This is a genomic window from Bradyrhizobium sp. 2TAF36, from assembly GCF_052114925.1.
Classification (GTDB): Bacteria; Pseudomonadota; Alphaproteobacteria; order Rhizobiales; family Xanthobacteraceae; genus Bradyrhizobium; species Bradyrhizobium barranii.
Genome location: NZ_JBFRFR010000086.1, coordinates 23,050 through 41,103, shown reverse-complemented (window position 1 = coordinate 41,103; position 18,054 = coordinate 23,050). Strand labels below are relative to the sequence as shown.

Sequence of the window (18,054 nt, the reverse complement as noted above, 5' to 3'; positions counted from 1 at the left end):
GCTTGAGAGGTTAAGCCATGCTCGATCGCGACGAGGATATTCTGAAGGCGGCGGAGGATTGGCAGAAGGCCGGCCGGGGCGTCGCGCTCGCCACCGTTGTCGAGACCTGGGGCTCGGCGCCGCGCCCGGCGGGCTCGAGCCTCGTCATCAACGATGAGGGCACGTTTCTGGGGTCGGTCTCCGGCGGCTGCGTCGAGGGCGCCGTGGTCACCGAGGCCATGGACGTGATCCAGAGCGGCAAGCCCAGGATGCTGGAGTTCGGCGTTGCCGATGAGACGGCCTGGAATGTCGGGCTGTCMTGCGGCGGCACCATCCGCGTCTTCGTCGAGAAGGTCGGCTAGCCGTGAAGCTCGCAATCCTGCACGAACTCAATGCCGAGCGCGCCGCGCGCCGACCGGTGATCCTGGTGACCGACACCGAGAGCGGCGATCAGCGCTTGGTGAAGGCTGCGGATTTTGCAAAAGACCCGCTTCGTGCCGAACTGGACAAGCAGCTTCGCATGGGCAAGAGCGCCAGTGTCGAAGCCGGCGGCAAAAAGCTGTTCCTCAACGTCTACGCGCCGACCGCAAAGCTCGTCATCGTCGGCGCGGTCCATATCAGCCAGGCCTTGGCGCCGCTGGCGCGCTCGCTCGGCTACGACGTCACCGTGGTCGATCCCCGCACGGCGTTTGCGAGCGCGGAGCGCTTCCCTGACATTCCCCTGGTCGCCGAATGGCCCGACACGGCGCTGCCGCCGCTCAATGTCGATGCCTACACGGCTTTCGTCGCGGTGACGCACGATCCGAAGATCGACGATCCCGCGCTGCTGCACGCCTTCGAGCGCAACTGCTTCTATATCGGCGCGCTCGGCTCGCGAAAGACGCATGCCAAGCGCGGCGACCGGCTGCGTGCGCAGGGCGCCAAGGACAGCGACATCGCGCGCATCCACGCGCCCATTGGGCTGGCGATCGGTGCTGTCTCGCCGTCCGAGATCGCGGTGTCGATCATGGCCGAGATCACGGCGGTGCTGCGCCTGCCTCCAAAAGAAAAAGAAGAAGCGGCATGAAATTCGGACCGGCGAGCCCCAAGGATGCGATCGGCGGGGTGACCGTCCACACCCTGCGCCAGGGTCCGCTGGTGCTGAAGAAAGGCACGACGATCGGCCCGGCCGAGGTCGAGGCGCTGGAGCGCGCCGGCATCAAGGACGTCGTGGTGGTGCGCATGGAGGAGGGCGACGTCTCCGAGGATGTCGCCGCCGCCAGCATCGCGCTGGCCGTCGGCGGCGAGGGCATTCATGTCGAGCGCGCCTTCACCGGCCGCGCCAATCTGTTCGCCGCGCGCCCGGGCGTGCTGGTGATCGACCGCGCCGCGGTCGACCGCATCAACAATATCGACGAGGCCATCACCTTTGCGACGCTCACCGCCTACAAGCCGGTGGTCGAGGGCGAGATGGTCGGCACCGTCAAGATCATCCCGTTCGGCGTCGAAGGCAATTTGCGCGATGCCGCGGTGAAGGCGGCGGGCAGGGACGTGCTGAAGATCGCGCCCTACGTCATCAAGCGCGTCGGCGTGGTCTCGACGCTGCTGCCGGGCCTCTCGTCGAAGGTGATCGACAAGACGCTGCGCGTCACCGCCGAGCGGCTCGCGCCGGCCGGCGCCAGCATCATTGCCGAGCGGCGCGTGCAGCATGAGGAACGGGCGCTGTCGGCCGCGATCAAGGAATTGCTCGGGCTTGGTGCGGAGCTCGTCATCGTGTTCGGGGCGTCCGCGATCGCCGACCGCCGCGACGTGATTCCGGCGGCCGTCACCGGGATCGGCGGTGAGATCGAGCATTTCGGCATGCCGGTCGATCCCGGCAATTTGCTGCTGATCGCGCGGGCCGGCGGGGTGCCGGTGCTGGGCGCGCCGGGCTGCGCACGCTCGCCGGTCGAGAACGGTTTTGACTGGGTGCTGATGCGGCTGCTCGCCGGCATCAAGGTGACGCGGTCCGAGTTGATGGGCATGGGCGTCGGCGGCCTCCTGATGGAGATCGTCACGCGGCCGCAGCCGCGCGCAGAACCCGCGATCGAGGGCAACAGCCAGATCGCGGCCATCGTGCTCGCGGCGGGCCGCTCGACCCGGATGGGCGGACCGAACAAGCTGCTCGCCGAGCTCGACGGCAAGAAGCTGGTGCGGATCGCGACCGAGCAGGCGCTGGCCTCCAAGGCCTCCGAGGTGATCGTCGTCACCGGGCATCAGACAGAGCTGGTCGAGCAGGCGCTGCAAGGCTTGAAGGTGAAGTTCGTCCGCAACCCGGATTTCGCCGGCGGCATCGCGAGCTCGGTCAAGGCCGGCATCGCGGCCGTGCCGGAAAGTTGCGACGGCGCCGTTGTCTGTTTGGGCGACATGCCGTTGATCGATGCCGGCCTGATCGACCGTCTCATCGACGGCTTTGCGCCGGACCGCGGCAACCTCATCGTCGTGCCCGTCAGTGACGGGCGCCGCGGCAATCCCGTGCTGTGGTCGCGCCGCTTCTTCAAGGAATTGATGACGCTCGACGGCGACGTCGGCGCGCGCCATCTGATCGCCAAGCACACCGAAGCGGTGGCCGAGGTCCCCGTGGATGGCGAGAGCGCCTTCTTGGACATCGACACGCCGCAGGCGCTGGAAGCGGCACGACGGGGATAGTGCCGTAGGGTGGGCAAAGCGACTTGTCCGCCGTAGCTCGTAGAGCGAAGGCGGAAGCGTGCCCACCAATTTTGAATGATGGTGTGGATGGATGGTGGGCACGGCGCTTTGCGCCTTTGCCCACCCTACGGCACTCTCATTCGTTCGATTTCACCCCTCGTTCACCATCTGGAAACGTCCACCGCCTAGAGTCCTCTCCACCTGCCTTGGGGGGAGGGGCTTTTCCATGGCTTCGAATGTCGTCGCGCGCCGTTGCGCGATGTTTTTCTTTGCGCTGTCGGTTTGTGTCGCCGGCGCTCGCTACATCACGGATGCGCATGCTGCCGGTGCGTTTGCGGTCGGCAAGTGCGGGGCCTATGGCCAGGCTTTTGATTACGGCGCCGAGCGCGAGGCCCGTGCCGCGGCACAGAAGCAGTGCAAGGGCGATTGCACGACGGTGACCATGAAGCGCGCCTGCGCCGCGATGTCGGTCGATATGGCCAACCCGTGCGGCGCCTATGGCTATGCCGTCAAGCCGAAGATCTCCGCCTCGCTCAATGCCGCCACGCGCGAATGCTACAAATACGGCGGCAAGGAATGCGTGATCCGCGCCTGGGCCTGCGACGCCAAGGGGTGAATTTCTCTTGCTGTCATTCCGGGGCGATGCGTAGCATCGAACCTGGAATCCATTCGTCCACCGACTCTGTGGCCCGATGGATTCCGGGCTCGCGCCTTCGGCGCGCCCCGGAATGACAGTTCGAGGTATGCATGCAGCTCGACACCAAGATCGCGGTCGTGATCCGCACCGATCTTCAGGCCTGGCAGAAGCTCAACGTCGCGTCGTTTCTCACCAGCGGAATTGCCGCGGCCTTTCCGGACTGTATCGGCGAGCCCTATGAGGACGGTTCGGGCACGAAGTACCACGCGCTGATCGGCCAGCCGATCCTGATCTACGGTGCCGATGGTGCCGCGCTGTCACGCGCGCTCGACCGTGCGCTCTCGCGCAATGTGACGGCGGCCCCTTACACCGAGGACATGTTCAAGACCACGCGCGATGCCGCCAACCGCGAAGCGGTGAGGGCGGTTGAGCGCACCGATCTCAATCTCGTCGGCATCGCGATGCGCGCCGAGCGCAAGGTGATCGACAAGATCGTCGACGGTCTGAAGTTCCATAGCTAGCGGTACTTCAAGCAGCCTCGTCTTCGCGGTGTCGTGATGGCTCCTGCGACGGATAAACTTGCGTTCTTTGACTCCAATCAAGGGTGCGCCGCCCGGCATCGCTAGTCTGCCCTCTGTATTGCAATGGAGCAGACACATGCCGACCATGAAAGCCGCCATCGTCAAACAATTCGGCAAGCCGCYGGTGATCGAGGACGTGCCGGTGCCGCAGCCCGGTCTCGGCGAGGTTTTGGTCAAGGTGAAAGCGTGCGGCGTCTGCCACACCGATCTGCACGCAGCTTCCGGCGACTGGCCGGTGAAGCCGGTTCCGCCCTTCATTCCCGGGCATGAGGTGGCGGGAACCGTCGCTGCACTCGGGCCAGGTGTGAAAAATCTGAAGGTCGGCGATGCCGTCGGCGTAGCCTGGCTGCACGACGCGTGCATGGCTTGCGAATATTGCGAGACCGGCTGGGAAACGCTGTGCGAGCACCAGCACAACACCGGCTACAGCGTGAACGGCGGCTTTGCCGAATATGTCATCGCCTCGGCCGCCTTCGCCGCAAAGCTCCCGGCAACGATCGATTTCGCCGCCGTCGCGCCGATCCTGTGTGCCGGCGTCATCACCTACAAGGGATTGAAGGAGACCGACGCTCGGCCCGGCGAGTGGGTCGCGATCTCCGGCGTCGGCGGGCTCGGCCATGTCGCGATCCAGTACGCCAAGGCGATGGGGTTCAAGGTCGCAGCCGTCGACATCGCCGAGGACAAGGCCAAGCTCGCACGCGAGACCGGCGCCGATCTCGCGGTCAACGCGCTGGAGGCCGATGCGGTGGACAAGGTTGTGGCAGCAACCGGGGGCGGGGCCCACGGTGTGCTGGTGACGGCGGTCTCGACCTCGGCGTTCGCGCAGGCGCTGAAGATGGTGCGTCGGAAGGGCACCGTCAGCTTGGTCGGCCTGCCGCCGGGCGAATTCCCGACGCCGATCTTCGATGTCGTGCTCAAGCGTATCACCGTGCGTGGCTCCATCGTCGGCACCCGCAGGGATCTCGACGAGGCCATCGCATTCGCCGCGGACGGCAAGGTCAAGGCCGAAGTAGCCAAGGTGCCGCTCGCGGAGATCAATAACGTCTTCGACCGGATGAAGGCCGGCAAGATCGACGGCCGCATGGTGCTCGACTTTGGCTAGAGCGTTTTCGAGCGAAGTGGATACCGGTTCGCGTAAGGAAAACGCGTCAAGACAAGAATCTAGAACCGTTCCGATTCCATCGGAACTTCCATTTGAACGGAAGTGGCTCTAGTGCCTCACGCTGGCGGCATGGTCTCGAATTTCGGCAGGTCCGGATCGAGGTGGTCCCAGCCATGTCCATGTGCTGCGTAGGTCACCACCTGCGGCTTGTAGCGGGCGGGCTCGTCGAGGCTTGCGGCGCGGATGGTGAAGATGTCGGGCATCGCCGCAAAGGTCATGTAGACCGGCAAGCCGCACTGCGTGCAGAAACCGCGCGTCTTCACGTTGCCGCTGTCGCCGACCATGTCCCAGTGCTTCGCCTCGCCGGTCAGCGTGACACCTTCGCGCGCGAAGGTCATGTACGAGCCGTGACCGCCGCCGCTTTCGCGCTGGCAATCCCGGCACTGGCAGTGATTGCTGAACAGCGGCTCACCCAGAATCGAATAGCGGATCGCGCCGCAGGCGCAGCCGCCGGTAAAAGGCTTGGTCATCGAAAGATCTCCCACTCACTTCTCGCCACTGATCTCGTCGAGCTGGCGGACAACCTTCTTCCAGCCGCCGCTCATGACCGTGTAGGCCGACTCGTTCCTGGGCATGACGAAGCCCGAATGCACCAGGCGGATCCGCGTGCCGGCTTCGACCGGGGTGAGGGACCACGTCACGACGGTATCGAGCGGCGCGCCGTATCCGGTGTTGCGTTCGTCGCCGCCCTTCCAGGCATAGACGAGGCGCCGGTTGGGTATCACTTCGAGAACCCGGCAATGGATAACGCCATCCCAGTTGCCGCCCGGCGTGGTCTGGAAGGTGAAGGCCTTGCCTTCGACGGCTTCGAAGCCGGTCGGCTGCATCAGCCAGCGCGCGATCAACTGGGCGCTGGTCAACGTCTTCCAGATCGTCTCGGGCGCGTGAGGGAAGACCTCCTCCAAAACAATGTCTTGGACGCTGTCTTTTGTCCCGGCTCTGAACTCGGCTGCACTCACGGCACGATCTCCTTCAAGAGGTCACGCAGATTCTGGAAGCGCTCGCGCCAGAACACGCCGTAATGGTCCATCCAGGTGACCAGCGGCTCGAGTCCTTGCGGCGCGGCGCGGTAATAGACGTTGCGGCCCTCGGCGCGCTCGGTGACGAGGCCGGCCTGCTTCAGCGACTTCAGATGCTGTGAGATCGCGCCCTGCGTCACGCCGCTGCCGCGGGTGAGCTCGGCGACGCTGATCTCCTTGCTCTCGAACACGCGCTCGAACACGGCACGGCGRGTCGGATCGGCGAGGGCGCGCATCACGGTCGTGACGGGATTTGGGGCGGCTTCGATCATGGGAATTCGATTAGCATTCGCTAATGCATTAGTCAATACTAATTTGTTGGCTGCATAGGGTTGGATCACTGCCTTGACTATGACTGACCGGTCAGTCATAAATAGAGGATGACAAAGAAGCCAACCAAAGCAGCCACGCCAACCGCAGCTCGCGCCGATGCGAAGGGCCGTGCGCCCGCCGACGCTCCGCCTGCTTCGAACCGTGCCACACGTGCCACACGTGCGGCCGAGCGTCGGTCGGCCATCGTGGAAGCGGCGATAGAGGAGTTCATCGCGCGCGGCTTTGCCGCAACGCGGCTCGACGACATCGCCAAGCGGGCGGGCGTGGCCAAGGGCACGATCTACCTGCACTTCAAGGACAAGGAATCGATGTTCGAGGAGCTGGTGCGCACTGTGATCGTGCCGGTGGTGGCGAAACTGAATGCGCTGCCGCCGCCGACGGGCTCGGTGCGCGATCTCGTCGAGGCCTTTGCCGGTAGCTTCCTCAGGGAGGTCATCGGCACGAGGCGCGGCGATCTCGTGCGATTGATCGTGGCGGAAGGGCCGCGCTTTCCGTCCGTCGCCGATTTCTACTATCGCGAGGTCGTCTCGCGCGGGATCGCCGGCATGCGCGCGCTGATCGAGCTCGGCATTGCCCGCGGCGAGATCCGCGAGAAGAACCTCGCGCGCTATCCGCAGATCCTGGTCGCACCCGCGATGATCGCGGTGATCTGGCAGAGCCTGTTTGCGCGGCACGCGCCGCTCGACGCCCAGGACATGCTGCGCGTCCATCTCGATCTGATTTTTGGCGAACGGAGGACGACATGAGGTCGTCACGAGCAATTTCTGTGTTTGCATTGGCCCTCGTCCTTGCAACCGGCCTTGCCGGCTGCAAGGACAAGCGCGATCCTGGATTTCAGGGTTGGGTCGAGGCCGACATGATCTTCGTCAGCCCGGACGAAGCGGGCCGGGTGACGAAGCTCAATATCCGCGAGGGCGACGAGGTGAAGGTCGGCGATGCCCTCTATTCCGTCGACGACGATCTCCAGCTTGCCGACCTCAACCAGAACAAGGCGACACTGGCCAATGCGCAGCAGACCTATGATCGCGCGGCCTCGCTGAACAAGACCGGCTCCGGCACGCAGGCCAATCTCGATTCCGCCGTGTCGTCCTTGCGTGTCGCCGAAGCGCGGGTCGCGACGTCGGAGACGCGAATGGCGCGGCGCAGGGGCTTTGCGCCCGTTGCCGGCACCATCCAGCAGATCTATTTCCGCGAGGGCGAGATGGTGGCGGCGCAGCGGCCGGTGCTCTCGATCATGCCGCCCGGCAACATGAAGCTGCGCTTCTTCGTGCCTGAGACCGAGTTGCCGAAGCTTGCGATCGGCGACACGGTGCGCATCTCTTGCGACAATTGCGCGGCGGATCTCACCGCAAAGATCTATTTCATCGCGACCTCGGCCGAATACACTCCGCCTGTCATCTACAGCCTCGATGAGCGCAACAAGCTGGTCTATTTGATCCAGGCGCGGCCCTCGCGGCCCGATGCCCTGCGGGTCGGACAGCCGATCGACGTCTATCTCCATCCAAAAACGCCGGTGGCGGACAAGCGATGAACGGCGGCAACGGCATCGCGATCGACGTCAAGGGCCTGACCAAGTCGTTTGGCGGCCGCGAGGTCGTGCACGATCTGTCGATGCAGGTGAAGCGCGGCTCGATCTACGGCTTCCTCGGGCCGAACGGCTCGGGCAAGACCACCACCATCCGCATCCTCTGCGGCCTGCTCACGCCCGACAGCGGCGAGGGCACCTGCCTCGGCTACGACATCAGGCGCGATGCCGAAAAGATCAAGCGCCAGGTCGGCTACATGACCCAGCGCTTCAGCCTGTACCAGGACCTCTCGGTGCGCGAGAACCTCGAATTCGTCGCGCGGCTCTATGGCCTTGCCGATGCACGCGGCGCTGCGCGCGACATGATCAAGCGGCTCGGGCTGTCGGGGCGCGAGGAGCAGCTCGCGGGCGAGCTCTCCGGCGGCTGGAAGCAGCGGCTCGCGCTCGGGGCCTGCACGCTGCCCAGTCCGAAGCTGCTGCTGCTGGACGAGCCGACTGCCGGGGTCGATCCCAAGGCGCGGCGCGACTTCTGGAACGAGATTCATGCGCTCGCGGCCGACGGCCTCACCGTCCTGGTCTCGACCCACTACATGGACGAGGCCGAGCGCTGCCACGAGATCGCCTATATCGCCTACGGCCATCTGCTGGCGCACGGCACGGTGGAGGAGGTGATCGCGAAGTCCGCCCTGACGACCTACACCGTGACGGGCGAGGAGCTCAACGGGCTCACGGCCGCGCTCACCGGCAAGCCCGGCGTGGACATGGTGGCGCCGTTCGGTACTTCGCTGCACGTTTCCGGGCGCGACGTCGCCGCGCTCGAGGCCAGCATCGCGCCGTGGCGCGAGAAGGGTGGCCTGCACTGGCACAAATCATCGCCCTCGCTCGAAGACGTGTTCATCGAATTGATGAGCCGTTCCAAGGACAATTTCCAATGAGCGCCGCCGATCATCCCGCACCCGCGCGCGAGATCAGCGAGCGCTTCGGCTTCTGGAAGCGCTCCTATGCGATGCTGGTCAAGGAGTTCATCCAGCTCAAGCGCGACCGTGTGTCGTTCGCGATGATCGTGATGCTGCCGGTGATGCAGCTTCTGCTGTTTGGCTATGCCATCAACACCACGCCGCACCATCTGCCGAGCGCGGTGCTGCTCCAGGAGGACTCGGATCTTGCCCGCTCGGTGTTGAAGGCGCTGGAGAACACCGCCTATTTCCGCTTCATCTACGAGGTGCACGACGTCGACGATTTCGACAACCTCCTGAAATCAGGCAAGGTGCTGTTCGGCGTCGAGATCCCGCGCGGCTTCGAGCGGGCGGTGCGGCGCGGCGACAGGCCGGCGCTGCTGGTTGCGGCCGACGCCACCGATCCCGTTGCGGCCAGCGCCGCGCTCGGCTCGCTCGGCATGGTCGTACAGACCGCGCTTGCGCACGATCTCTATATCGGCAATCCGCCCGAGATGCCGTTCGAGATCCGCGCGCATGCGCGCTACAATCCGGCCGCGTCGTCCAGCCTCAATATCGTGCCGGGCCTCGTCGGCACCATCCTCACCATGACGATGCTGATCTTCACCGCGCTCTCGGTCACCCGCGAGGTCGAGCGCGGCACCATGGAGAGCCTGCTGTCGATGCCGATCAAGCCGGTCGAGGTGATGTTCGGCAAGATCGTTCCTTATGTGCTGGTTGGCTTCCTTCAGGCCTTCCTCATCATCGGCATCGGTGTCGGCTTGTTCGGTGTGCCCTTGCTCGGCAATCTGTTCCTGCTCGCGCTGCTGTCGACCTTGTTCATCGCTACAAATCTGTCGATTGGCTACACCATCTCGACGGTGGTGCAGAACCAGCTCCAGGCCATGCAGATGGCCATGATGTTCTTCCTGCCGAGCATTCTGCTCTCCGGATTCATGTTCCCGTTCGCCGGCATGCCGGTCTGGGCGCAATATCTCGGTGAATGCCTGCCGCTGACCCACTATTTGCGGATCGTCCGCGCCATCATGCTGAAGGGCGCGACCATGCAGAATTTGCACTTCGACGCGCTGGCGCTGGCGATCCTGATGCTGGTCGCCATGACCATCGCGGTGACGCGCTTCCGCCGTACGCTGGATTGAGGCACAATGCCCCTGAATCGAGGGGAGAAATGGTCAGGTTTGYCAGCAGGAAGACCCGGCAACATGCCGTGATGTCGGAGGAGTTCGAGCGCGAGCTGACGCGAGAAGTGCTGCGGACCGAGCTGTTGCGGGTGAGGGCGCTGATCACGACGGGCTGCGTCATGATCCTGTTCCTCGGGCCCGCGCTCGGTTTCGTGCTGCCACTGGCCTATTTCATCTTCATCATTCTTTCGACGCTGCGGCTCGATTTCTGGCTGTCCACCTTCACGGGATTTGTGGCCGCAGCCGAACTCCTGGCCGTCGCGCTGTACTACAATTCGGCCAGCGAGGCTGGCGAACCGCTGATCTACTTTCACGCTGTGCGCAGCACCATCATCCTGATCTGCGGCGTGCTCGCCGGCTCCGTCGGCGCGCGGCTGCGGCGGCAATTTGCCGCGAGCATCGCGGCCGCCACCGCGCGTGATCGCGTCACCAACCTGTTCGGCCAGCACGTCTCCCCGCAGGTGGTGGAACGGCTGATGGCGGCGGGACCCAGCGCGGGCGGCGACCTTCGCCGCGCCGCGGTGATGTTCGTCGATTTCCGCGGCTTCACCGCCAGCGCGCGGTTGCGCACCCCGCAGGAGGTGGTTGATCGGCTCGACGGTGCGTTCGCCGTGCTGGTCGACATCCTCGATCGTCAGGGCGGCATCGTGAACAAGTTTTTGGGCGATGGCTTCCTCGCCCTGTTCGGCGCGCCGCTGGAGGCCTCCGACGCCGCGCACCGCGCGGTTGCCGCGGGGCGCGAGATGCTGGCCGCGATGGACCGCATCAACGCGCAAACGAGCTGGCCGCTGCGGATCGGCATCGGCATCCATTTCGGCGAGGTCGTTGCCGGCAATATCGGCTCGCCCCGGCGCAAGGAGTACACGGTCATCGGCGACACCGTGAACTTCGCCTCGCGGCTGGAGGCACTCAACAAGGAGTTCGGCTCGCAGCTCCTGATCTCCGAGTCCGTCCGCGAGGCGCTCGGCGACGACGGTGAGGACGCCGTCGCGCTCGGCGAGGTCGCGGTTCGCGGCTACGAGCACAAGGTGGCGGTGTTTCAACTGGGGTGAGGGGCTCGCGTTTCGTTGAAGGCGCGTGATGAAATATCTCACGGCGATTTCCGCTCATATTGTTAGGACGCCGAAACCTCTCGGCTTCCGTTTGCCACGCGGAGAGAACCCATGACTCGATTGACCCTTGTCTCGGCCGCCCTGATCGCCGCCGCCGTCTATCAAACCCAGGCCGCAGCCGCTCGCGACGTCGCCCCGCGGCGCGCCTCGCCTCAGGCGGCTGCGGATTGCGTGAGGGCTCCGGCACAGGGCGCGTTTGCCTCAGCGCCCTACAAGCAGCCGCCCTGCACGCCGAGGGCAGCGAATTAACGCGCAAGGCGAGGTCGGGTTGGCAGCGTCCGCCGGCCCGACCTCGCGTCGCCGGTCTCGCAATTGCGGTACTATGGTAGTTCTTGACTCCTATCTCATCTAGTCATCTATATGACTATATGAATGCAGCTCCGCACGACGACCGCCTGCCACGCTACCAGCGCCTGCGCGACGACCTCGCCGCGCGGATCAACCGCAATGAATGGCGGCCGGGCGAGCCGATCCCGTCGGAGGCCGAGCTCGCGGCGCATTACGGCGTCGCCATCGGCACCGTGCGCAAAGCGATCGATCAGCTCGTTGCCGATACCGTGCTGGAGCGCCAGCAGGGCCGCGGCACCTTCGTGCGCCGGGCGCGCTTCAACTCCTCGCTATTCCGCTTCTTCCGCTTCCAGTCCGAGAGCGGCGAGCGGCGCGTGCCGAAGAGCCGCATCATCCGGCGCAAGAGCGTTTTGGCGAATTCGGCGGTTGCGTCGGCGCTGCGCATCCCTGTCGGCGAGCCCGTGATCAGCCTGTCGCGTCTGCGCCTGATCGACGATGTGCCGCTGCTCGCCGAAGAAATCTGGCTCCAGCAATCGCGCTTCGCGCCGATCCTGGAGATCGACACCGCCGAATTCGGCGACCTGCTTTATCCGCTCTACGAGGAGCGCTGCGGGGAGGTGGTGGTGTCGGCCGAGGAAATTCTGACGGTCGAAACCGCCAACGAGATGCAGGCGCGCATGCTGCGCCTCGAAGCGCACGCACCATTGATCGTGATCGAGCGCCTCGCGCTCGACCTGGAGCGGCGGCCGATCGAATGGCGCAGGTCGCGCGGGCCGGCCGACCGGTTCCGGTACCACGCCGAGATCAGGTGAGAGCGCCTTTTCAACGACATCAAGCAGTAACGAGTACAAGGGTAGGAAAAATGTCAAACTGGTACAGCGAAAGCTCGCCGTTGGAGCGGCGCACGTTCTGGGCAAGCTTTGGCGGCTGGGCGCTGGATGCGCTCGACGTCCAGATGTTCGGCCTCGCCATCCCCGCGCTGATCGCGGCGTTCGGCATCAGCAAGGCGGACGCTGGCCTGCTTGGCTCGGTCACGCTGTTCTTCGGTGCGTTCGGCGGCTGGCTCGGCGGCGCACTCGGCGACCGTTTCGGTCGTGTCAAGACACTTCAGATTACTGTTGCGACCTTTGCGCTCGCGACCTTCGCCTGCGCGTTCGCGATGACTTTCACCCAGCTCCTGATCCTGAAGGCGATCCAGGGCCTCGGTTTCGGCGCCGAATGGGCTTGCGGCGCGGTGCTGATGGCCGAGATCATCCGCCCCGAGCATCGCGGCAAGGCGCTGGGTTCGGTGCAGAGCGCCTGGGCCGTGGGGTGGGGCGCAGCCGTGCTGCTCTCGGCCCTCGTATTCACTTATGCACCCGCCGACATCGCCTGGCGGCTGCTGTTTGCGCTGGGGCTGTTGCCCGCGCTCCTCATCATCTTCATCCGCCGCGGCTTGAAGGAGCCGCCGCGCGCGGTCGCAGCCGACAAGACGCCATTCTTCGCCACGCTCTCGGGCATCTTCCATCGTGACGTGCTGCGCTCGACGCTGATCGGAGGCCTGTTTGGCATCGGCGCCCACGGCGGTTACGCGGCCCTGACCACGTTCCTGCCGACATACTTGCGCGAAGTGCGGCATCTGTCGGTGCTGGGCTCCAGCGGCTATCTCGCAGTGATCATCGTTGCCTTCTTCTGCGGCTGCATCGCGAGCGGCATCATCAGCGACCGCATCGGCCGCAGGGCCAATGTCACCTTCTTCGCCAGCGCCTGCATCGTCACCGTGCTGATCTACATCTTCGCGCCGCTGACCAACGGCGAGATGCTGGTGCTCGGCTTTCCGCTCGGCTTCTTCTCGGCCGGCATTCCCGCCAGCATGGCGGCGCTGTTCAGCGAGCTCTATCCGGCCGGCGTGCGCGGCACCGGTGTCGGCTTCTGCTACAATTTCGGCCGCATCGTCTCCGCCGCGTTCCCTTTCCTCGTGGGTTATCTCAGCGACCATATCGGGCTCGGACCGGCGATCGGCATCGATGCGGCCTTCGCCTATTCGCTGGTGCTGATCGCGGTGGTGCTGCTGCCCGAAACCCGCGGCAAGGTTTTCGAACAAGCCGCGGCGACGCGCGCCTGACGCCGGATGGGGAGCAGTCACCATGATATCCCGCGAGCGTGGCCTGACGCGCCGCCAATTCGGCACAGGCTTTGTATCCCTCGTGTCGGCCACGGCCGTCGCGAGCCGAGCGAAGAGTGAGACGAGCTTGCCGACGATCGATACCCATGCCCATGTCTTCCACCGCGGCCTCAAGCTCGCGCCCGGCCGGCGCTATGCCCCCGATTACGATGCGCCGCTGGCGCTCTATCTGGAGCAGCTCGACCGCAATGGCATGAGCAATGGCGTGCTGGTGCAGCCGAGCTTTCTCGGCACCGACAATTCCTATCTGGTCGAGAGCCTGAAGACTTCCGGCGGACGCCTGCGTGGCATCGCGGTGGTCGATCCTTCCGTGACCGCGGACGAACTGCGCGCGCTTGATCGCGCCGGCGTCGTCGGCATTCGCCTCAATCTCGTCGGCCAGCCCTTGCCCGATCTCGCTGCCGGCGAATGGAAGGCGCTGCTCGGACACGTGAAATCGATGGGCTGGCAAGTCGAGCTCCAGCGCAACGCGTCCGACCTCGCACTGCTGGCGCCCCAGCTGCTCGATCATGGCGTCACCGTCGTGCTCGATCACTATGCGTTGCCGGATCCGAAACTCGGCGTCGCCGATCCCGGCTTCGAGTCGGTGCTGAAGCTCGGCGCGACGCGAAATGTCTGGGTCAAGATCTCGGCGCCGTATCGCAACGGCGCGAGCGGCGAGAGTTTTGCGAAGGAGGCCTATCCGCTGCTGCGCAAGGCTTACGGCCTCGACCGCCTGCTGTGGGGCAGCGACTGGCCGCACACGCAGTTCGAGGCGTCGCAGGCTTACGCGAAAAACCGGCAGTTTCTCGATGCGCTGATCGTCGACGACAGCGAGCGCGCGCGGGTRCTCGCATCGCCGCATCAGCTGTTCCGCTTCTGATTCTCCCTCCTGATCTCCTCGCGCGATTGCTCCGAATGCTCCGAATTTTGGGGCATGACGAGCGATGTCGCCGGCCTGTAGACTGCCGGCGATGCGGCCGGTTGAGGCCGCGATTTTCATGAGGAAGTGAAGATGCAGCGCCGCTACATCACCGTCGACGTGTTCACCGACCGCGCCTTCGGCGGCAACCAGCTCGCCGTGGTGCTCGATGCCGGCGGGCTCACGACGCAGCAGATGCAGGCGATCGCAACCGAGTTCAACTATTCCGAGACGACCTTCGTGCTGCCGCCGTGCGACAAGGCCAATGACGCCGAGGTGCGCATCTTCACGCCGGTGCTGGAGATTGCCTTTGCCGGCCATCCCAATGTCGGCACCGCCTTCGTGCTGGCCTCGATGGCAAAAGAGCTGAAGCCGCGCCTGCTGTTTGAGGAGAAGGCCGGGCTCGTGCCGGTCGAGATCGTGAGAGAGCAGGGCCGGGTGGTCAGGACCGAGCTCACCGCGCCCCAGCCTTTGGCGCGGCTGTCGCAATTGTCTGCCGCTGAAGCTGCAAGCTGCGTCTCGCTCGGTGCGGATGACATCAAGGTCGACAGCCACGCGCCGCAGATCGTCAGCGTTGGAAACGCGTTTCTGGTGATGGAGCTGCATTCGCGCGAGGCGCTCAAGCGCGCCCGGCCCGATGCGGCCGCCTACGGCAAGGTCTTGCCGCGGGACGGCGCCCGCTCGGTATGGTTCTACACGCGCGACGTGCCGCCAGCGGAGGCGCCTTGCGATCGGCAGGCGCGGATGTTCATGCGCGGCGCCAGCGGCCTCGTCGAGGATCCCGCCACCGGCAGCGCGACGGTCGCCGCGGCCGCGCTGTTTGCCGATCTCGATCCCATGCGTGATGGCGAGTTGAAGCTCACCGTCGGCCAGGGCTTTGACATGGGCCGGCCAAGCATCCTCTGGACGCGCGTGCGCAAGCAGGATGGTAAGATCACGTCCGCTCATGTCGGCGGCAGCTGTGTGCAGATGATGGAGGGGACGTTTCGGCTGGCGGGGGAGGGGTGAACTCTCTCCACGCGCCAAGACGAGCTCGCGCCAGATCCGTCATCCTGAGGTGCGAGCCCTTGCGAGCCTCGAAGGATGCACGGCGGAGATGCTACATCGGGGCACGCCGTCGTCCTTCGAGGGCCGCTGAAGAAGCGGCCACCTCAGGATGACGGCTACGGTTAAAGTCGTGCTCCCCGACCGAAGGCCGCTACACCTGCCGCCCCGCCAAATTCCTCACCGCCACGCCATCGCGCTCCTCGATGATCTCCGCGATTATCTGGCGGTGGCAATGGGTGTGATCGCGTTCGTAGCAGAGCAGGCAGACCGGTCCGGCCTTCATCACCAGCGCCGAGAGCTCGTCCATCTCTTCCCTGGCCTGCGGCGTCTTCAGGTGCTTTGAATAGATCCTCTCCAGCACATCGTATTGGCCGCTGCGCGCGGCGAGGCGGCCTTCCTTCGGCGTGCCGAGCGCGGCGAGATGGACATAGGCGATGCCGCGCTCGTCGAGACCCGCGGCAAGCTGCTTCTTCGAAAAGCCGGGCCGGCGCGATGAGGTCACCGCGCGCACGTCGACCACGAGCTTGACGCCGGCCTCTTCCAGTTCGTCGAGCACCGCCTTGGGCGGCGTCTGTTCATAACCGATGGTGAAGAGCTTTTTCGCCTTTGCCATGAACCATCCTCAGCTGACCCGCGCGATCAGTTCCATGGCGCCGGCCGGTGCGCGCACCTTGCCCTCGTGGATGACATAGGCGAACACGTCGCGCGGCTCCTTCTTCGGCTTGGCCTCGTCGACCTTCGGCAGATCGTCGGGTTCACTCCCCTCGGCCCAGTCCTGAAAGCGCTTGGCCCAGGCATCGAGCTGCTTCGGCGGATAGCAGGTCTTGATCTCGTCATTGCCCTTCTGGAGCCGTGCATAGACGAAGTCGCCGGCGACGTCGGCGATCGCCGGATATTTGCCGTGCTCGGCGAACACGACAGGCGTCTCGAACTCGCGGATCAGCGCGACGAAGTCCGGCGCGCAAAAACTGTCGTGGCGGACCTCGACGACATGGCGCAGCGCGCGCCCATCGAGCTTGCGCGGCAGCAGCTCCAGGAACTTGCCGAAATCGGCGCCGTCGAACTTTTTCGTCGGCGCGAACTGCCACAGCACCGGTCCGAGATGGTCGCCGAGTTCCAGCACGCCGGAATCATAGAACCGCTTGATGGAATCGCCGGCCTCGGCGAGCACGCGGCGGTTGGTGGCGAAGCGGGGTCCCTTCACCGAGAACACGAAACCATCGGGCACTTCGCTGGCCCATTTGCGAAAGCTCTCCGGCTTCTGCGAGCCGTAATAGGTGCCGTTGATCTCGATCGAGGTCAGCTTCGAGGCGGCATAGGACAGCTCCTTGGCCTGCGTGAGCTTCTCCGGGTAGAACACGCCGCGCCAGGGCTCGAAGGTCCAGCCGCCGACGCCGATGAAGATGTTGCCGGATTTTTTGGACGCGGTTTTTGCTTTGGCCACGGGAGGGTCTCGCATCGACGGGGAGGGACCTCATCCTAATCAAACCAGATGTGATTGGCCAGTTGCGCCGTCCCGTCTAAGGTCGCAACGGGACCCGCGCAAAAGGAGAACAAGAATGCGAATGCGGATGCTGATGGTGGGAGCGGCGATCGTCATGATGACATCTGCTGCCATGACGTTTGGTGCCATGGCCGACGATGATGACGATGCCAAGGGTGCGCAGAAGCTCGCCATGCAGGGCCGCGACGATTACTGGCATTGCCTGGCGCGGGAATATTCGCGCGACTCCAATCAGGGAATGTCGGAACAGGATTTCGGCCGCTCGGTCGCGGGCGCCTGTCCGTCGGAGCGGCAATATTACCGGGTGGCGTTGCTCGACTATCTCACCACGCAATATCCGAGCATCRATGCCGGCGCCCATCTCGCCACCGCGAACAGAGCGGTCGAGTCGGCGCAGAAGGACATCGTGACGGCCTTCGTCAAGCACAGGCCGCCGACGAAGTAGCGGAGTGGCGAATGGCCAATAGCGAATAGGGCACGAAAGCCAGCGCTCTTCATTCGCTACTCGCCATTCGCTCCTCCGCGGAGGGCCCTTCCAGCTCCGCGCGCATCCATGGTATTGCTGGACGCATCTGGAACAGGGATGGGCTTCCATGTCGTCTGAGTCGGTGGGTGGCATTCTGGGCGCRATCGTCGCGGCGGTCGTGCTTGCGGTCGCCGTCGTATTGGGGCCGATCGGCCAGTACGGCAAGCCGCCCAGGCCGGCAAAGGCCGAGCCGGCTCCGGCGGGGGCGCCCGCTGTCCCGGCCGCCCCCGTGCCGCGTGGGCCAGTGATCAAGGAAGTCCCGAATTAGCAAGGGTCTGAAAAAGGGCCGATATGCCCCCTTGCGAAGCGGTTTTGCCGTACCTATCTAGTTTGTAACGGCGACGTTGAGTGAAACTTCCGGCGCTGGAACGACCTTGGAATAGCTTGGGCTTGCGCCGGATGTACGCGCGGTCCGCCGTTCCGGGGTCGTTGGCATTTTTGGGCCCTTTTTGGGCCTTTCCCCACAGACCCC

At 64.9% G+C, this 18,054-nt stretch carries 23 protein-coding genes; 18 read left to right on the top strand and 5 right to left on the bottom strand.

The genetic code is table 11. The features are described from left to right. Positions 1–17 precede the first annotated feature (17 nt). The 6 genes from AB4Z51_RS36885 to adhP all read left to right on the top strand — a co-directional run bounded on the left by AB4Z51_RS36885 (position 18) and on the right by adhP (position 4,966). The gene (locus AB4Z51_RS36885) at positions 18–341 is read left to right on the top strand and encodes an XdhC family protein (RefSeq protein WP_007602422.1); all 324 of its coding nucleotides are present in this window, start codon (positions 18–20) and stop codon (positions 339–341) included. 2 nt (positions 342–343) lie between these two features. After that, the gene (locus AB4Z51_RS36880) at positions 344–1,045 is read left to right on the top strand and encodes an XdhC family protein (RefSeq protein ID WP_441499058.1); all 702 of its coding nucleotides are present in this window, start codon (positions 344–346) and stop codon (positions 1,043–1,045) included. Then, positions 1,042–2,646: an NTP transferase domain-containing protein gene (locus AB4Z51_RS36875; protein WP_231142270.1), complete on the top strand. Its 1,605-nt coding sequence runs from the start codon at positions 1,042–1,044 to the stop codon at positions 2,644–2,646. The genes AB4Z51_RS36880 and AB4Z51_RS36875 overlap by 4 nt, the downstream gene beginning before the upstream one ends. 226 nt (positions 2,647–2,872) lie before the next feature. Continuing rightward, the gene (locus tag AB4Z51_RS36870; RefSeq protein WP_028158473.1) at positions 2,873–3,262 is read left to right on the top strand and encodes a DUF4189 domain-containing protein; all 390 of its coding nucleotides are present in this window, start codon (positions 2,873–2,875) and stop codon (positions 3,260–3,262) included. A 131-nt stretch (positions 3,263–3,393) separates the two neighbouring features. Then, on the top strand, positions 3,394–3,804 hold the full coding sequence (locus AB4Z51_RS36865) for a DUF2000 family protein (RefSeq protein ID WP_441499057.1): 411 nt from the start codon (positions 3,394–3,396) through the stop codon (positions 3,802–3,804). Positions 3,805–3,940: 136 nt separating this feature from the next. Continuing rightward, positions 3,941–4,966: an alcohol dehydrogenase AdhP gene (adhP, locus tag AB4Z51_RS36860; RefSeq protein ID WP_441499056.1), complete on the top strand. Its 1,026-nt coding sequence runs from the start codon at positions 3,941–3,943 to the stop codon at positions 4,964–4,966. Positions 4,967–5,082: 116 nt separating this feature from the next. Here adhP and AB4Z51_RS36855 read toward each other — a convergent pair whose 3' ends face one another. From AB4Z51_RS36855 to AB4Z51_RS36845, 3 genes are read right to left on the bottom strand one after another with little or no spacing between them, the layout of a single operon-like run. Continuing rightward, the gene (locus AB4Z51_RS36855) at positions 5,083–5,496 is read right to left on the bottom strand and encodes a GFA family protein (protein ID WP_441499055.1); all 414 of its coding nucleotides are present in this window, start codon (positions 5,494–5,496) and stop codon (positions 5,083–5,085) included. Positions 5,497–5,511: 15 nt separating this feature from the next. Then, complete coding sequence (locus AB4Z51_RS36850; protein WP_441499054.1) at positions 5,512–5,985, bottom strand: SRPBCC family protein; 474 nt, start codon at positions 5,983–5,985, stop codon at positions 5,512–5,514. Continuing rightward, positions 5,982–6,317, bottom strand: coding sequence for an ArsR/SmtB family transcription factor (locus tag AB4Z51_RS36845; RefSeq protein ID WP_441499053.1), 336 nt, complete (start codon positions 6,315–6,317; stop codon positions 5,982–5,984). The genes AB4Z51_RS36850 and AB4Z51_RS36845 overlap by 4 nt, the downstream gene beginning before the upstream one ends. 108 nt (positions 6,318–6,425) lie before the next feature. Between AB4Z51_RS36845 and AB4Z51_RS36840 the strand changes: the two genes are divergently transcribed. From AB4Z51_RS36840 to AB4Z51_RS36795, 10 genes are all read left to right on the top strand, one after another. Then, positions 6,426–7,124, top strand: a complete 699-nt coding sequence (locus AB4Z51_RS36840; protein ID WP_441499052.1) for a TetR/AcrR family transcriptional regulator — start codon at positions 6,426–6,428, stop codon at positions 7,122–7,124. Beyond that, entirely contained in the window at positions 7,121–7,909 is a 789-nt protein-coding gene (locus AB4Z51_RS36835) for an HlyD family secretion protein (RefSeq protein WP_441499051.1), read from the top strand. The genes AB4Z51_RS36840 and AB4Z51_RS36835 overlap by 4 nt, the downstream gene beginning before the upstream one ends. Beyond that, positions 7,906–8,838 carry an ABC transporter ATP-binding protein gene (locus AB4Z51_RS36830; RefSeq protein ID WP_441499050.1) on the top strand — a complete coding sequence of 311 codons (933 nt, stop codon included), beginning with the start codon at positions 7,906–7,908 and terminating at the stop codon, positions 8,836–8,838. The genes AB4Z51_RS36835 and AB4Z51_RS36830 overlap by 4 nt, the downstream gene beginning before the upstream one ends. After that, the gene (locus tag AB4Z51_RS36825; protein WP_354120571.1) at positions 8,835–9,998 is read left to right on the top strand and encodes an ABC transporter permease; all 1,164 of its coding nucleotides are present in this window, start codon (positions 8,835–8,837) and stop codon (positions 9,996–9,998) included. The genes AB4Z51_RS36830 and AB4Z51_RS36825 overlap by 4 nt, the downstream gene beginning before the upstream one ends. Positions 9,999–10,027: 29 nt before the next feature. Further along, positions 10,028–11,092 (top strand): adenylate/guanylate cyclase domain-containing protein, encoded by a 1,065-nt coding sequence (locus AB4Z51_RS36820; RefSeq protein ID WP_441499049.1) that lies wholly within the window; start codon positions 10,028–10,030, stop codon positions 11,090–11,092. A 111-nt stretch (positions 11,093–11,203) separates the two neighbouring features. Next, positions 11,204–11,401, top strand: coding sequence for a hypothetical protein (locus tag AB4Z51_RS36815; protein ID WP_085404340.1), 198 nt, complete (start codon positions 11,204–11,206; stop codon positions 11,399–11,401). A gap of 119 nt (positions 11,402–11,520) precedes the next feature. Further along, on the top strand, positions 11,521–12,252 hold the full coding sequence (locus AB4Z51_RS36810; protein ID WP_441499060.1) for a GntR family transcriptional regulator: 732 nt from the start codon (positions 11,521–11,523) through the stop codon (positions 12,250–12,252). A gap of 50 nt (positions 12,253–12,302) precedes the next feature. After that, complete coding sequence (locus tag AB4Z51_RS36805; protein WP_441499048.1) at positions 12,303–13,544, top strand: MFS transporter; 1,242 nt, start codon at positions 12,303–12,305, stop codon at positions 13,542–13,544. Between the two features lie 22 nt (positions 13,545–13,566). After that, positions 13,567–14,466 carry an amidohydrolase family protein gene (locus tag AB4Z51_RS36800; protein WP_441499047.1) on the top strand — a complete coding sequence of 300 codons (900 nt, stop codon included), beginning with the start codon at positions 13,567–13,569 and terminating at the stop codon, positions 14,464–14,466. A 132-nt stretch (positions 14,467–14,598) separates the two neighbouring features. Beyond that, complete coding sequence (locus AB4Z51_RS36795; protein ID WP_135215460.1) at positions 14,599–15,513, top strand: PhzF family phenazine biosynthesis protein; 915 nt, start codon at positions 14,599–14,601, stop codon at positions 15,511–15,513. Between the two features lie 190 nt (positions 15,514–15,703). Here AB4Z51_RS36795 and AB4Z51_RS36790 read toward each other — a convergent pair whose 3' ends face one another. Further along, positions 15,704–16,165, bottom strand: coding sequence for a DUF488 domain-containing protein (locus tag AB4Z51_RS36790; RefSeq protein ID WP_441499046.1), 462 nt, complete (start codon positions 16,163–16,165; stop codon positions 15,704–15,706). A gap of 9 nt (positions 16,166–16,174) precedes the next feature. Further along, complete coding sequence (locus tag AB4Z51_RS36785; RefSeq protein ID WP_094184413.1) at positions 16,175–17,011, bottom strand: DUF72 domain-containing protein; 837 nt, start codon at positions 17,009–17,011, stop codon at positions 16,175–16,177. Positions 17,012–17,117: 106 nt separating this feature from the next. Here AB4Z51_RS36785 and AB4Z51_RS36780 point away from each other — a divergent pair, with 106 nt between their 5' ends. Together AB4Z51_RS36780 and AB4Z51_RS36775 are read left to right on the top strand one after the other, a co-directional pair. After that, positions 17,118–17,501, top strand: coding sequence for a hypothetical protein (locus AB4Z51_RS36780; RefSeq protein WP_441499059.1), 384 nt, complete (start codon positions 17,118–17,120; stop codon positions 17,499–17,501). 148 nt (positions 17,502–17,649) lie between these two features. After that, positions 17,650–17,850, top strand: a complete 201-nt coding sequence (locus tag AB4Z51_RS36775) for a hypothetical protein (protein ID WP_441499045.1) — start codon at positions 17,650–17,652, stop codon at positions 17,848–17,850. Positions 17,851–18,054: the final 204 nt, after the last annotated feature.

Coding starts and splice junctions, on each gene's coding strand:
- AB4Z51_RS36875 (WP_231142270.1), top strand. CDS start 1,042: ATGAAATTCGGACCGGCGAGCCCCAAGGATGCGATCGGCGGGGTGACC.
- AB4Z51_RS36870 (WP_028158473.1), top strand. CDS start 2,873: ATGGCTTCGAATGTCGTCGCGCGCCGTTGCGCGATGTTTTTCTTTGCG.
- AB4Z51_RS36865 (WP_441499057.1), top strand. CDS start 3,394: ATGCAGCTCGACACCAAGATCGCGGTCGTGATCCGCACCGATCTTCAG.
- AB4Z51_RS36855 (WP_441499055.1), bottom strand. CDS start 5,496: ATGACCAAGCCTTTTACCGGCGGCTGCGCCTGCGGCGCGATCCGCTAT.
- AB4Z51_RS36840 (WP_441499052.1), top strand. CDS start 6,426: ATGACAAAGAAGCCAACCAAAGCAGCCACGCCAACCGCAGCTCGCGCC.
- AB4Z51_RS36835 (WP_441499051.1), top strand. CDS start 7,121: ATGAGGTCGTCACGAGCAATTTCTGTGTTTGCATTGGCCCTCGTCCTT.
- AB4Z51_RS36830 (WP_441499050.1), top strand. CDS start 7,906: ATGAACGGCGGCAACGGCATCGCGATCGACGTCAAGGGCCTGACCAAG.
- AB4Z51_RS36825 (WP_354120571.1), top strand. CDS start 8,835: ATGAGCGCCGCCGATCATCCCGCACCCGCGCGCGAGATCAGCGAGCGC.
- AB4Z51_RS36815 (WP_085404340.1), top strand. CDS start 11,204: ATGACTCGATTGACCCTTGTCTCGGCCGCCCTGATCGCCGCCGCCGTC.
- AB4Z51_RS36810 (WP_441499060.1), top strand. CDS start 11,521: ATGAATGCAGCTCCGCACGACGACCGCCTGCCACGCTACCAGCGCCTG.
- AB4Z51_RS36805 (WP_441499048.1), top strand. CDS start 12,303: ATGTCAAACTGGTACAGCGAAAGCTCGCCGTTGGAGCGGCGCACGTTC.
- AB4Z51_RS36795 (WP_135215460.1), top strand. CDS start 14,599: ATGCAGCGCCGCTACATCACCGTCGACGTGTTCACCGACCGCGCCTTC.
- AB4Z51_RS36790 (WP_441499046.1), bottom strand. CDS start 16,165: ATGGCAAAGGCGAAAAAGCTCTTCACCATCGGTTATGAACAGACGCCG.
- AB4Z51_RS36785 (WP_094184413.1), bottom strand. CDS start 17,011: ATGCGAGACCCTCCCGTGGCCAAAGCAAAAACCGCGTCCAAAAAATCC.